Annotated in this window: 11 protein-coding genes; 4 read left to right on the top strand and 7 right to left on the bottom strand. The window is 67.2% G+C overall.

Annotated elements, in window-relative coordinates:
• The first annotated feature begins 174 nt into the window (after positions 1-174).
• A complete protein-coding gene (locus tag ACWESM_RS19225; protein WP_364427488.1) occupies positions 175-915 on the top strand; it encodes a glucose 1-dehydrogenase in 741 nt (246 codons plus the stop codon).
• Between the two features lies 1 nt (position 916).
• Here ACWESM_RS19225 and ACWESM_RS19220 read toward each other — a convergent pair whose 3' ends face one another.
• Positions 917-1,918 carry a YdcF family protein gene (locus ACWESM_RS19220; RefSeq protein WP_452492918.1) on the bottom strand — a complete coding sequence of 334 codons (1,002 nt, stop codon included), beginning with the start codon at positions 1,916-1,918 and terminating at the stop codon, positions 917-919.
• A 198-nt stretch (positions 1,919-2,116) separates the two neighbouring features.
• Between ACWESM_RS19220 and ACWESM_RS19215 the strand changes: the two genes are divergently transcribed.
• Positions 2,117-3,307, top strand: coding sequence for a lipase family protein (locus ACWESM_RS19215; RefSeq protein WP_355072558.1), 1,191 nt, complete (start codon positions 2,117-2,119; stop codon positions 3,305-3,307).
• Between the two features lie 77 nt (positions 3,308-3,384).
• On the opposite strand, the gene mbp1 is transcribed toward ACWESM_RS19215, so the two are convergent.
• The 5 genes from mbp1 to ACWESM_RS19190 all read right to left on the bottom strand — a co-directional run bounded on the left by mbp1 (position 3,385) and on the right by ACWESM_RS19190 (position 9,922).
• Positions 3,385-3,636, bottom strand: coding sequence for a microaggregate-binding protein 1 (gene mbp1 / locus ACWESM_RS19210; RefSeq protein ID WP_039804891.1), 252 nt, complete (start codon positions 3,634-3,636; stop codon positions 3,385-3,387).
• Positions 3,637-3,817: 181 nt separating this feature from the next.
• On the bottom strand, positions 3,818-5,119 hold the full coding sequence (locus ACWESM_RS19205) for a hypothetical protein (protein WP_452492916.1): 1,302 nt from the start codon (positions 5,117-5,119) through the stop codon (positions 3,818-3,820).
• 29 nt (positions 5,120-5,148) lie between these two features.
• Positions 5,149-7,098, bottom strand: coding sequence for a vWA domain-containing protein (locus ACWESM_RS19200; RefSeq protein ID WP_452492914.1), 1,950 nt, complete (start codon positions 7,096-7,098; stop codon positions 5,149-5,151).
• Complete coding sequence (locus tag ACWESM_RS19195) at positions 7,095-8,348, bottom strand: KH domain-containing protein (protein WP_452492912.1); 1,254 nt, start codon at positions 8,346-8,348, stop codon at positions 7,095-7,097. Before ACWESM_RS19195 ends, ACWESM_RS19200 begins: the two co-directional genes overlap by 4 nt.
• Entirely contained in the window at positions 8,345-9,922 is a 1,578-nt protein-coding gene (locus ACWESM_RS19190; RefSeq protein ID WP_452492910.1) for a hypothetical protein, read from the bottom strand. Before ACWESM_RS19190 ends, ACWESM_RS19195 begins: the two co-directional genes overlap by 4 nt.
• A gap of 916 nt (positions 9,923-10,838) precedes the next feature.
• Here ACWESM_RS19190 and ACWESM_RS19185 point away from each other — a divergent pair.
• Together ACWESM_RS19185 and ACWESM_RS19180 are read left to right on the top strand one after the other, a co-directional pair.
• A complete protein-coding gene (locus ACWESM_RS19185) occupies positions 10,839-11,747 on the top strand; it encodes an SGNH/GDSL hydrolase family protein (RefSeq protein ID WP_364427477.1) in 909 nt (302 codons plus the stop codon).
• 20 nt (positions 11,748-11,767) lie between these two features.
• Positions 11,768-13,021, top strand: a complete 1,254-nt coding sequence (locus ACWESM_RS19180) for an acyltransferase family protein (protein WP_452492908.1) — start codon at positions 11,768-11,770, stop codon at positions 13,019-13,021.
• Here ACWESM_RS19180 and ACWESM_RS19175 read toward each other — a convergent pair.
• Entirely contained in the window at positions 12,988-14,178 is a 1,191-nt protein-coding gene (locus ACWESM_RS19175) for a serine hydrolase domain-containing protein (protein ID WP_452492906.1), read from the bottom strand. The two genes, ACWESM_RS19180 and ACWESM_RS19175, sit on opposite strands and share 34 nt — an antisense overlap.
• Positions 14,179-14,186 lie beyond the last annotated feature (8 nt).

Raw genomic sequence — 14,186 nt, 5'->3', positions numbered from 1 at the left:
AACACGTTCCATATCTGCGGCGCACAGGAATGGCATCGACGGCCCGCTCACCGGGACGCGCGGTCGATCACGCTGTCACCGGCGACCGCCTGGGCTACTGTCGCGAGACGTGTCGACACCAGGCGCATTTTCTGTAACGTGTTACAGGCAGATCGAGAGACGGAGGTACCCCGGATGGGGCGGTTGACCGGCAAGGTGGCGTTGATCAGCGGCGGAGCGCGTGGCATGGGCGCGGCGCACGCCAAGGCCCTGGTCGCCGAGGACGCGCGCGTGGTGCTGGGCGACGTGCTCGACGACGAGGGCGCCGCGGTCGCCGCGGAACTCGGCGACAACGCCGCCTACGTCCACCTCGACGTGCGCGAGCCGGAAGACTGGCGCAAAGCCGTCGGCGCGGCGGTGGAGCGCTTCGGTTCGCTGAGTGTCCTGGTGAACAACGCGGGCATCGTGAACGGCAACCTGCTCGTCGCGTTCGAATTGGCCGAGTGGCAACGGATCATCGACATCAACCTCACCGGCACATTCCTCGGGATGCAGGCCGCTACGCCCGCGATGATCGATGCAGGCGGCGGCTCGATCATCAACATCTCCTCCGTCGAAGGCATGCGCGGCAGCCCGGGCCTGCACGGCTACACGGCCACCAAGTTCGCCGTGCGCGGGCTCACCAAATCCACCGCGCTCGAGCTGGCGCAGTACAAGATCCGAGTGAATTCCGTGCACCCCGGCTTGATCCGTACACCGATGACCGAGAACATCCCGGAGGACTTCCTCCAGATCCCGCTCGGCCGCGGCGCCGACCCGTCCGAGGTCTCCGCGCTGGTGACGTTCCTGGCCAGCGACGAATCGTCGTACTCGACCGGCGCCGAGTTCGTGGTGGACGGCGGTCTCACCGTAGGCGTTCCGCACAAGAGCTTCTGAGTCACCCGCGGGTGGCCAGCAGGGCGAGCGGCGGAAGCGACACCAGCGCCGCGGCCACGATCGCGTTGCTCCACTTGTAGGCCACCAGCAGCGCGGCGAACTCGCGCAGGAAGGCGCTCGGCAAGTAGTAGAAGGCGGTCTTGGCGCCCGTCACCTCGGCGTCGAGGTCGAGGCGGCGGGCCAGGATCGCCGTGCGCAACATGTGAAAGTTGCTCGTCACCAGCACCATGCGCGTAGTGGGACCGCGCTCGCCGAGCAGCCGTTTGGTGAAGAGCAGATTCTCCTCGGTCGTTCCCGACCGGTCTTCCAGCACGACGCGGTCTTCCGGCACGCCCCGGTCGATCAAGTAATCACCCATGGCCGACGCCTCGGAGACCTCCTCGTCGTCTCCTCTACCGCCACTGGCGATCAGCAGTGGGGCGCGCCCAGCACCGGCTTCGTCACGGTAGACCTCGATCGCCCGATCCAGGCGCGCGGCCAGCAGCGGCGGCACCTCACCGTCGACCAGTCCGGCGCCGTGCACGACGATCGCGTCCATCCCGGGACGGTAGGGCAACAGTCCGTAGCACAGGGAATACAACAGGAACGCCGCGAACAGAAATCCGACGTAGCTGATCGTCATCGTGAGCGACGCCAGAAGCACTACCAGCCAGATGTTCTCGGTCAGCAGTGCCAGGACGAGCACCACGTACGGCGTCAACAGGGCGATACCGAGTCCGAGCGGCAACAGATTCGGAAGACGCCAACCCTCACGGCGCACCAACTGCGCGCCGTTGGCGATCGACAACCCGGCCAGCACCAGCACCAGCAGCGGTGACAGCAGCACCACCAGCGGCGCGAGCACCACCGTGCGATCGCCCTCGATGATCCGGCCGACCACCCACGCGCCGACGAACCCCAGCCCGAGGAGCAGGAACACCCCGTGGCCCAGACGCCTGCGGTCCCTGCCGAATCGCACCGCGAACACACCGAGCAGGACCACGCCGACGACCAGCAAAAGCACCGGGTCACGGTAGCCGACGGGCGCGCGGCGCGCCCCTCCGTCGACGGGCGGCGCGGCGACCTCGGCTTTTCCCGATCGTCCCCTACAGTGTGCAGGTCCGGGCATCGGTCGCGAGCGACCGGTGTCCGGCTGCATTCGGCTTCAGCACACCAGCGTTACTGAACAGCACGTTGTGATGAAGGGGAGTCGACGAAAACCATGCTTCGATTATTCATCGCCACCGCAGCGGCCGCCCTCTGTGTGATCACACCGCAGGCCGCGGCGCAACCGATCTACCCCGCACCGGATCCGGATCCGTTCTACGCCGCTTCGGCGGGATTGGACCACGCCGGGCCGGGCGACGTCCTCGCCGTCCGCCCGATGCCCGCGCTACCGATGTTTCCCGGCTCGACGGTCACGATGATCAAATTCCGCTCCACCAACTCCGCGGGCGAGCCGATCGCGGCCACCACCACCGTGCTGACGCCGCAGAATCCCACCCCCGGCAGGCCACTGCTGTCCTATCAGCACATCATCAACGCACTCGGCACCCAGTGCACGGTGTCGCGCGTGCTCTACACCAGCGACCCCAACCTGTCGATCCGCGAAGCGCCCGCGCTCAATGCCCTCCTGCTGCGCGGCTGGTCGGTCGCTCTCCCCGACCACCTCGGACCCACCAGTGCCTACGGCGCCGCCAAACTCGGCGGCATGATCACGCTGGACGGCATCCGCGCCGCACGGCGGGTCGCCGAACTCGGATTGGCGGACAGCCCGGTCGGCCTGCTCGGCTATTCCGGCGGAGGCATGGCGAGCGCGTGGGCGGCCGCGCTGGCGCCGACCTACGCGCCGGAACTGTCGCTCGTCGGGGTCGCCTCGGGCGGGGTACCCATGAATCTGGTCAAGATGATCGAGGGCCTCGGCTACGCGCCGCACGCGGTGTTCGGTCTCGCTTTCGCCGCCGCCCTCGGGCTGGAGCGTGAGTACCCGACGCGGCTGCCGGTGAGCGACCAACTGAATTCGCTCGGCTTGTCGGTCCGCAATCGGATCGCCAACAGTTGCACCAACGACATCCTGCTGGTCGGCGCAGGCCGCGGCATCGTGGACGTCGCGGCCTCGAACTCACTGGCCGACGACAAGCGCGCACGCGAGGTGCTCGAGGAGAACAGCCTCGAACTCTACGAGGACATCCCGGCCACGCCGAGCTACCAATGGCGGGCGGAGCAGGACACTCTCATCCCGGTTGAGTCGGTCGACGCTACGGTTCGGCGGTACTGCGCCGCGGGTGCGCGAGTGCAATACGAGAAATTCCCGAGCCCGGACCATCTGTCCGCCGCGGTGCTCGGCGTACCGTCCGCGCTCAGTTGGCTGGAAGCGCGCTTCAAAGGTGTTCCCGCGCCGAGTAATTGCTGAGAACGGCCCGGCGGTGGTTCACCGCCGGGCCGGTGACGGGCCGTTCCGCCAAACGGCCACATCGAATCTCGCGGGAGCTAGGCGTCCTTGCCGCTCTCGTACGCGCTCTGACGGGCCTCGTCGAGATCTGCTTCCGCACGGGCCTTTTCGGCCTCGGCTTCCTTCTGCGCCGCCTCGCGCTGCGATTCGGCCTTGTCCTGCTGTGCGCGACCCTCTTTCTTCAGGTCCTCGTCACCGGTGACGACGCCGGCGGCTTCCTTCGCCTTCCCCTTGGCGTCCTCGACGACACCTTCGACAGCTTCCAGGGGTCCGCTCCGATGCTCGGGCATCACATACCTCCCAATTCCTTGTCGGCTGACATGGGTCGCATACCCGGGTCCGGCAGAGCCAATCACCTTGTGAGCGCTGCCACGGGTCGTCTTCACTCGTTCCCGCGCGACCGCGACGCGAACAGCCGTACGAACCGCTGCCCGGAGCCCGCCAATTCCCGTAGGGGTCCGGCCGCTCGGGTCACCGATCACGCAGAAAGGAAGCGACCGCGAGGGCAAGTGACAACACGAGGGCCGCGACGATACTCCACGCGAAGGCGGACACACTCGGATCGGCGAGCACAGCAGCGCCGCTGAAGGTGACGGCGAACGGCAACAGCACGAATGAGATCATGGCGATGGTGGTCTGATTACGGCGATCGCGATCCTCGGACACGCGATGGCGCTCCTCGGCGCGGCGCTGTCGTGCCTGCGCGTCGGCGAGCGCCTCGTCCTCCAGCCGCGCGCGGCGCGCTTGCAGATAACGGGAGATATCGTCGAGGTCGGCGACGACCTGGGCGTAGAGATCGGCCATCTGGTGCTGATTCTGGAAGGCGCGCAGCACCTCCGCAACCTGCACTCCACGCTCGGATACGTTGTTCCACCACAACCGCGCGCGGATATCGAGGATCTCCGCCTCCAGCGACTCGACCGCCCCCGCGCCGGTGCGGTCGACCCGGATGCCCGCGATCCGATCCGCGATGCGGTGCAAGGCGTTCAATTGCAGTAAGCCGAGCAGAACGGCGTCCAGATGAATCGACCGCACGTAGGCGCGCGCGACGGCGTGGAAATCGGTGGCCTCGGTGGAGGTCAGCGCGGTGTAGGTCACGCCGTCCCGCAGAATCGCCGCGCGCCAATCACTCGAGAGGTGAACGGTGCCTGCGAAGATCCGCGGATCGGCGGGGTCGGGCAAACCGTCCGCCGCCGACGTGCCGGAGGCCAGAAACCACTGCCATCGCTGCATCGTGGACCACGAAGCCAGGGCGGCCGGATCGGGAACCGGCTCCGGTATCCGATCACCCGCCCAGCAGAAGTGAGTGACGACGCGCGGTCGCACCGGCTCGAAAGTCACGTCGTCGACGAGCGCGGACAGCCATCGGCGGCCCTCTCCGCGCACCTTGGTGAGTTCGGACAGCACCTCTACAGCCTGCTGAGGCAGCCGCACGTGCGCGACGGCGTAGCCGCCTTCTTCGTCCAACAGCAATTCCCAGTCGTGGACTACCGCACCTCTCCATTCCGGCGGCTCGCCGCTCGACCGTCTGTGCCAACGGCCGGTGGCCCCGCTGTCCTGCGCGCTGTACAGCGCGTCGTGCACGCGGGCGGAGAAGTACCCGGTCCGAGCGCTGCGGTCGGCAACCACCGATTCACCTGCACGACCCGCCGCCGCTTCGACGGCCGGGATCGGCACCGGGAGGGGACCCGGCGACCAGCCACGAGACGACGGTGTTCGCTCGGCCTTCCAGCGCGCCCGGAATATCAGGCACGCGAATACGTCAGCGGCCACGGCTTCTCCTGCGTCCGGTGATCACAGGACTAATAGCCCTCGACGGAGAACACCTCGGCATACTGCTCCGCCCTCGCCGACAGCGGGGCGTTCTCCAGCACGGTCTTGACGTTGCGCAGCACCTCGATGACGCCTGCCAGCAAGCCGACCTGCAACCTCGTCCACGACTCGGCGTCGTCGTCCGCGAGGACCTTCCGGCCCGTCAACTTGAGGCAGACGGCGCCGAGCAATTCGGCGTCCCGTCCCTCGACGAACGCGTGCCCGTCGGCGTTCCTGAACCGCCGCACCGCGTCCATCCGCCAATCCCGGATCTTGTCGTAGACGCCGTCGATTCCGTACCGGTCCTTCGGTTCCTTGGGTTGCTGGCCTTTGAGCCGCCGGTCCAACGTCTCGCCGAACGCGTGATGGCAATCCATGATCCAGGACGTGAAATCACGCGCACCGTGTAGCGGACGCCCGAGGTGCAGCAGTTTGTTGTGGTGCACATGCCCGAAGAGATCGCTCTCACCGCATCGGCGCGAGAGATCGTTCAACTGGGTCCGCAGATCCAGCGATTCCTCCGAGAGGCTCGCGAGCTTTCCGCTCATTTCGCCGTCGATCCGGCGACCCGCGGGATGGAGTGTGTCGATCGTCGACTGCAGCCTGGCGCCGCCGGGGTCGGACGGTTTGCCGACATGATGCGCGACACCGGTGCCCAGATCCGCGAAGTAGCCGTGGAGTACGTCCACCCCGCCGGTGCGGCTCGGGTCGCCACCACCCACCTGCACCAGTTCCCGCAGCAGCGTGTGGTTCGGAATCACACTGATGTGCGGATCCTGGTGTCCGGCCGGCCGGTTCGTCTGCCACCAGCGCATGAACGTGTCGCGATCGCCGATTCCGACGGCATGAAGGTTGATGTTGAGGAACTCGTGCAATTCCTCCATCAACGAGACCGGATCGGCGATCGCGACCACGGCCTCTCCGGCGGTTTCCTCGCCCTGCTGCTTCCAATCGGCTCCGTCGCTGACCAGAACGATCAACCGGTCGTTGCCCGGCACGCCGTGGCGGTGCAGCAGATCGGACGCGAAGTGCAAGGCCTGCCCGATGTCGGTCGCCGCGTTCTCCGGTCGCAGCAAACCAATGGCGCCCTGGAATTCTCGTAACGTCCGCTCGTCGTCGGGGCCCTGGATCTCCGCCATGGAGCCCGATCTCGGGAAGACGCACATCGACGTAGTGGTGAATTTCACCAGGGCGATGCGGGCCACCCGCCCGGTCACGTGCCGACGGATCTCGACCATGTCCATGAGCGAACGTTTCAGGGCATCCATCCGCGAGATGTAGTTGGATCTCCTGCGCAGCCCGAGCCGGACGACGTCGGCGCGGTCCTCGATATCGTCCCAGCTCATCGAACCGCTGCAATCGGCGAGAATCACGATGTCGACCCCGTTGCGATTGCCGGCGAGGAATACCTCCAGTTCGGTCTCGTGGTCGATATAGCAGAGGTCCGTTCGCTCCCGCCCGGAGCGGTCGAAGACCTGCCGCACCCGGAACGACTCGCCGTCGGCGAAGACCCACGGGTCACCGCTGCCGAGATGGATCTGCTGGCCGACGATGTCCTTCGCGTTGCGCAACTGCCTGCTCACGTCGTCGAGACGGTTCTCGGTGAGCGGTTCGAGGACGATCCGAGCGGCGGGCTCGCAGGCCGTCGCGCTCAGGCGCCATCCGTGCTCGTCGAGCACTTCCAGTCGCAGCTCGTCGACCAATTCCGTGCTGACGACGACACAACCCTCGTCGACGGAAGCCGAGGCGACGATCCGCACCGCAGCCTGCCGTGACGCGTCGGCGCCCACCTCGAGCAAGCCCACCCGAGCGTTTTCTCCCCGGCCGCCCACACCGTCCCGATCCCCGGCGCCGACGGCGACGATGTTGCCGGTGATGAGGCCGTCTCCCCGGGCGACCTGCAATGTGTGCCGCCGACTGTCCCACACGGTCGATGTCATTTCCGCTCCACTTCGACCCTGACACCCAGGTCGTTCGACACCGCTCGCTTCTCCGCGCCGCCGCGACCGATGAACCGGCCCATGTATTCCGGCTCGACATTGACGAACAGCAAGTTGGACCGCGGCCGGTAGTCCGCGAAACTGATGTGGTTCGCCACCTCGGCGCGGCCACGTGCCCGCAACCATGCGGTGAGCTTGTCGAACAGCTCGCGACCGCGTGCCCCATCTCGCTCGGCAGCCCCCAGATCCTCTTTGCGTATCTTCTCGTGCTCCTGCAACAGACGCCGCATGACGCCGTCGGTGCGGTTGTCGTGCTGGAGTTCGCCGAACATTCGATCGATGGAATGGATTTCCAGTTTGCGGGAACGAGAATTGATGAAGATATGCCGGACGATCGTCAACCGCGGTAGCCGCAGGTATGTGCGCCGGTTATCGGTGCGCGGGCCCCGCCGCCGGTTCGCGGTTCCCGCCACGATCTGGAAGACGATCTGACGGTCTTCCAGCGACTTCAACCGCAGCGCGTGATCCGGGCACAGCCCGAGCCCCCGCTTGTGCGGCCCGAATATCTGCCAGCGATACGCGTGCCTGGCGCATGCCGCGTTTCCGCAAGTCGCGCGTCTGCCGTCGATGACGAACTCACAGGCGATGCTTCCGGTCGAATTGCATCCCCGCGCCGCACAATCCGGAAATTTCTGCCGGAAGCAATCCCGGCAATACGACATGTCCACGCCGCCGGGGTGCCCCACCCGATGCCGGTCACAGAACGCGTTGCGTCCGCGACACAGTTCCCCGTTGCACCAGAACGTGGCCGCCGCTCCGCACGAGCAGGCGGGCCGGTGGCGCGCGCAGGTCGCGGTCATGCGACCTTCGATCACGACGGCATGCTCGTCGCACACCCGGCCCGGCTGATCGCCCTGGTCACAGCCGCTGCACAGGAAGGGTCCGTAGGTGACCACGCCGGCGGCCGAGCAGGTCGTGCACCTGTGCCGAACCGTCGCGGGCTCCAGGACACCTCGTATGGAGAAGACCGTGGTGTCGTCGACCCGGTCGGGAGCGCGCAGTCGATCCTGTATCCACAGCACGCAGGTCTGGTCGTCCCGGAGCGGGACGACGACCTTCTCCGTGGCGCGCAGACTGGTGCCGGCCAGATAGTTTTCGACCCGCGTCCACAACTCGCGCAATTCGGCCGCGTCGGTAGGCGGATCGCTGGTCTGGCGGATGTCCAGCACGACGTTGACCGGCCGATTCACGACCGCTCCGCGGCGGTGGAGTTCAAGACGACCATCTCGATGCTGACGCGGCGATCGGTCTTGCGCACGTAGACCTGGTTGGTGATCAATCCGGCGCACACTCCCTTCGGCAGTCTGCGGGCCAGACCCAGCATCGCGTCCACGGCGGCTTTCCGTTCGGCCTCGGCCACGTCGAGCCGCACGCAGACGCGGCCGTGCCGCGACAGCCGACCGCTCAGCTCGTCCGGTATGCCGTCGCCGAGTTCCTCGCGCCCGCCCAGTTCGAGCACGGAGGCGTTCGGTTGCCGAAGCACCCGGCGAACCTCCTTGCCACGACCGAGCCGCGACAGCGCGGGAGCCAGATTTCGCGGCGGGCGACCGGACAGCAGAGCCCGCAGCCGTTCATCCATGTCGCGCTGCTCGGTCAACTCGTCCAACTCGCGGATGATCTCGTCGTCCGACCGACGCGGACGAGCGGGCCTGGCGGGCCCTTTACGTCCGTTCGGCGCCGAGCGTCGTGGGGGCCGGGCGGTAAGTCTGGTGCGCCATGCCGCCTCCAAGGTGCCCAGGCTGCCCGGAGCAACCTGCCTGTTGTGCTTGGTCAGCTGGTCGTCGACCAACGCCGCGCGGTCTCTCAGCAGTGCCGCGATCTCATCGCTTCCGATTCGGCGACGGCGGCTCCAGACAGCCAGCAAGTCGTTCTCGGTCTGCGCGTACTCCGGGTGCAGTTTCGCGAGTTCCGGTGCGGAGAGCAAAGGCAGGATCTCGCGCGGCTCGATCTGCATCGCGCGCAGTTCGGCGTCCAGGTCGTCCAGCAGATCGGACACCGAAACGGCCGCCGAGCGGCGAACGGTCGCCTGCTCGCGCGACTTGCGCTGCTCGTCCACCTCGTGCTCGAATTCCCCGCTCATCCCCCTCGCGATGGCGTTCGATCGGTTCCGGTCCAGCATGCGCTGCGGGACGGCGGGCATACGCCGTCCGTCCCGCTGCATCATCCGCGCGCGTACCGCGAGTGCTTGCAGCAATACCGCCTGCGCGACAGCCGAACTCGGAAAGACCTGAGCATCGAGGCACCGAACGCTGACATTCGGGATTCCCAACTCACCATCACCCACCGGATTCACGTCCATCACAGCGAATCCCGAGACGCGGTCATCACGGCGCAGCGCCTGCTCGACCCGCCGCAAATGCCGAGCGGAAGCGGATGCGATATATCTCGTCGAGACCTGGTCCTTCGATTCCGCCAGGCGAAGCGAGCCACGTCCGGCGATACGACCTCCGACGAACAGGGCACGCCCGCTGAGCGCGATGAGTTCGGGAACGTAGCGCCGGATGAGGTTGCTGAGAATTTCGCGTTGCAGATCGTCGGCGATCTCGATGGAATGCCTGTCCGCGCACACTCGGCGATGCGGCGGTACGCCCCAAGAGATGCCCGACGGCAACAGCGACCCACCGGCCTTCCGCGCTCCTTCCGCGACAGCGGAGACCGCCTCCGCCAGGGCGCCGACGACCTCGGCGCGCTGCGTGGGATCACTGACCCAGACCGGCCCCGTGTCGATCCACAGACAACCCGGCCGCTTCGCATCGAAACACACTCGTGGGTACTCCCCGCCGGACGACGCGGGAGACGATCGTCGCAACTTTCGATGCATTTCATCGATATCGTCCGCGACGATAACGTAGCCCTTCAATATTCGATGCCGCAGCGGTGCATTTCTGTAGGCGCTCACGAGCACAGTAATAGACCTCATCACCCCGGCGGCGGTGCGGATATGCACGCCCGCACCACCGATCATACTTCCGAACATGTTGCCGCTGAGTTACTTTGGCGAAGCATGCTCGAAAGAGTGAAATTTTGCCGAGCTCGACGGATATCGAGCAATATCTTGCCGAGTCTTCGCGTTCCCCGGCAATGGCGTGCTCCGCGCGTGCGCCGCCGAATCGAATCGCGCACGCTCGCCACCATTCTTCCGGCATGTGTCAGCGCGGAGGTCAGTACCCGGAACGCGGCTCGAAACCGGGGTCTGGAAGGGAGGGCGGCTCCGCGGGCTGCTGCGGCGCGGGTCTGGGCTGCGGCGCGGCGGGCTGCGGCTGTGGCTGTGGCTGCGGCTGCGGCTGCGGCTGCGGGACGCGAACGCCGACAGGGGGCTCGGCCAAGGGTTCCGGCGCGTCGGGTTCCGGCAGAGCCGCCTCCGAAACAGAAGCCTCCGGAGGCGCCGAAGCGATCGGCGACACCGGCGCGGGCGCCGCGGCGGACGTCGGACTCGTGGCCGACGTCGACGCTGCCGGTGCGGCGGGCTCCGACTCCGACGGCTGCGCGCATCCGCCGATCGCGAGCGCGACGATGCCCAACGCGAGCGGCAACCGACGGGATTCGGATCGGAGAGCAGGCACGAGGCAACGCTAGTGCCGGCACGGTACCCACGGCAGTCGGCCGTTCGACCGACAGCGGCGGGCGGCGGCCCGACGCGATACTGGAACCTCCTGTGCTGTCGAAAGATTGGGTGTGCGATGAGATCCGTCCGAGGTAGGTCGACGGCTACCGCGGCGCTCGTAGCGATCTCGTTGCTCGCCCTGCCCTCCGGCACGACCGCCACGGCCGATCCGGCCGGCGCCGCGACGCTGGTCGTCCTCGGCGACTCGTTCACCGCCACCGCGCCCGTCCTCGGCCATGCCGACGACGGGTGCGCTCGGTCACCGAACTCTTGGCCGAACAAACTCGCCACATCGACAAGGCTCTCCGGCACCGCCGGATTCGTAGACGTGTCCTGCAACGGCGGCACGATCGACACCGGGAACGGCTGGACGCTCGTGCATCAGACACGAAAGGCCCACGCGCAGGGCGCGTTCGGGTCCGATACACGTGCCGTCCTGATCCAAGCGGGCCTGAACGACATCTGGGGTGCGTCGAGCGGGACCGCGTTTCCCTCGACCGACTGTCTCCTCGACATCGTCGAGGGGTGCGGGCTCGACGCGGCTGAGCAGAACCGGCTGCCCGACTACCACGCGGTGACCGGCGCGACCTACGCGGACCGCGTACGCGAGGTCGTCACGTTCGTGCGTTACTACGCCCCGAACGCGCGGGTGGCGCTCGTCGGATACCCGGAGATCTTTCCTCCGGGGCAGCCCGCGGCATGCATGGATCTCGCCGTGGTCGGTCGGGTCGTCCAGCCGCGCGCGGAAGGCTACATCGCTTATCTCGATCGCCTGCAGGACGCGCAACGTGCCGCCGCGCAACTGCTCGGCATCGAGTTCGTCGACGTGCGCGCGATCACCGCGGGGCACGCCAGTTGCTCGGAGGAGCCGTGGATCAGCGGGCTCGCAGGCGCGGACTCGCCGTTCGACGGCGCCCCGGTGCACCCCAACGCGCAGGGCAACGGCGCCGTCGCCGTGCAGGTGCGCCAGCGGTTCGGGCTCTGAGCGCGACGCACGGCCCGCCCATGCCGTCCGACTATCGTCCGGCCGTTGAGCTGCCCGCGCTCACCGGCGCGAGGTGGTGGGCGGCTTTCGCCGTATTCGTCCTGCACGCGTTGGTCTTCATCCCGGCCTATCCGTTCCAGAAGTCGGAGCTGTTCCGCACCATTCACACTTTTGCTCCGATGCAGCAGGGCGCTGCGGGGGTGACCTTCTTCTTCGTGCTCTCCGGCTTCGTCATCTACTGGTCGTTTCGCGAAGGTATGCCGGTGCGGTTGTTCTATCGCCGCCGAATTCTGAAGATCTACCCGACCCATCTGGTCGCCGCGCTGGTGTTCGTGGTCGCGGCAGGCGTCCCGCTCGGCCGTGCGGTGGTGTGGGCGCCGAATGTCCTGCTCGTGCACACCTGGGTGCCGAAGTGGACCACGGTGGGCGGGCTCAACGTCCCGTCCTGGTCGCTGTGCGCGGAGTTGCTGTTCTACTTCAGCTTTCCCCTGGCCTACCCGATGGTCGCGCGTATTCCGCGACGCGGGCTGTGGTGGGCGGTGGCGGCGCTGCTGGTCGCGATCCTGGCGTTGCACACCGGTTTCTACCTGTGGGCTGACGGCCCCAAGGGCATCGCCAACACCTTCGCGCCGAGGCTGCTGCGCGGCGATGTCTCGCCCGAGTTCGAAATTCACGCCTCACCACAATGGTTCGCGCAGCCCGATATTCCGATCCCGACGTCATATTGGCTCAGTTACCCTTTCCCGGCATCACGACTGCCGGAGTTCTACCTCGGAGTCATCGCCGCCCGTCTCGTCGCCGAAGGTCTCTGGCGCAATACGCGGCTGACCACACCGTTGACAGCGCTGGTCCTCGCCTACGGCGCCACCTGGTTCGTCCCGGTGAACTACAAGATGTCCGCACTTCTGGTGGCGCCGATGACGGCGGTGATAGCCACCTTGGCCGCCCGGGACCTGGCGGGAATCTCCGGCCTCAATGCCAGACGGCCGCTGGTCTGGCTCGGTGACATCTCGTACGCGTTCTACATGATCCAGTTTCCGGTCATGGTGATCGTCACCCGGCTGTTCATCGGCGGGCACCGCTACTCGATCGGCGGCTGGGCGTTGTGGGCGACAGTCGTACTGGTCGTATCGATCCTCGCCGCGGCGGCCATCTACCACGGTATGGACCGGCCCATCATGCGACGCTTCGCCGGACGCCCACCTGGTGACCGGCCACGTCGTGCGGCCACCGCTGCGGATCAGCCGCCGATCAGCGTGCGCGCGAAACCGTAGGCGATCTCGTTCGCGGGCCGCCCGCCCGCGGGCCCGTCGCGCAGTGTGCACAACACGATGACGGTGATATCGGTGACCGGGTCATAGCCCATGAACGTCTGGAACCCGGGGATCGCCCCGTCGTGGCCGAGCAGCGGTCCGAACGACTCGAGTCCCAGACCGTAGTGGATGTCCGCCGGATCGCTCCGGCTCAACGGAGCCGCGCTGTCGAGGCGCTGCGCCTGGAGCGGGGGCCCGAGCAGGCGGTCGCCACCGACCAGCTCGCGCACGTAGGCAGCCAGATCCGCCGCGGTCGAGATCGCCGCGCCCGCGGCCCCGATCCACGAGGGATCCAGGTTCGTCACGTCGGTCGGCAGTAGTGATCCCGCGCGAGCCGCGGCGAGCTGGTCGTCGGGCAACCGCGGTGACGTGAGCGCGGACTCGTTGGTGCCGTAGAGGTATCCGTGCGGGGACGGCATGGGTAGGGACGCGTCGCCGAGGGCTGGGAACGCCGTGTTCGTCAGGCCGAGCGGAACGAAGATGCGATTCGTCAGCAGCGAGCGGATGTCCTCACCGGTTATCTGCTCGAGCACCGAGGCCAACAGAATCGTATTGGTATTCGAATAGCGGAACTCGGCATCGGGGGCGAAATACGGCGGCGACGAGAACCCCAGCCGCAGCAGCTCTTCCGGCTCCCACGTGCGCCCCGGGTCGTCGTCCATCGCTCGTGCGAGCTGAGGTGCTTCGTTATAGCTGAACAACCCGCTGCGCATGTTCAGCAGCTCGGCGATCGTGATGCCGGCGCCGTTCGGAACGCCGCGCCGGTACTTCGACACCGGATCATCGAGGGCCAGTCTGCCCTCCCCGACCAGCTGCAGCGCGACCGTGCCGACCATAGTCTTGGTGGTGGAACCGACGCGAAAGAAGTCGTCGACGGTCACCGGATCGCTCCGCCCGACCGTTCGCGTGCCGAAAGCCTGTCGCCACACGGTGTCCCGCGTCCGCACGTAGACCACCGCGCCCGGAACGAGGTGCGCGTCGAGCACTCCGCGCACGATGGGCTCCAGCGTGCGACCGAGAGCGGTGGAGTCCCCGGCGCTCACCGGGTTGTCACGCGCCCCGGGCTCGGACCCGCCGCCCACGACCACGACGGTGGCGTATGCGACGACGACTGCCACAATGAGCC

This window comes from Nocardia sp. NPDC003999 (assembly GCF_053604885.1).
The sequence above is the reverse complement of the archived record's forward strand: the minus strand, read 5'-3'. Positions and strand labels throughout refer to the sequence as shown.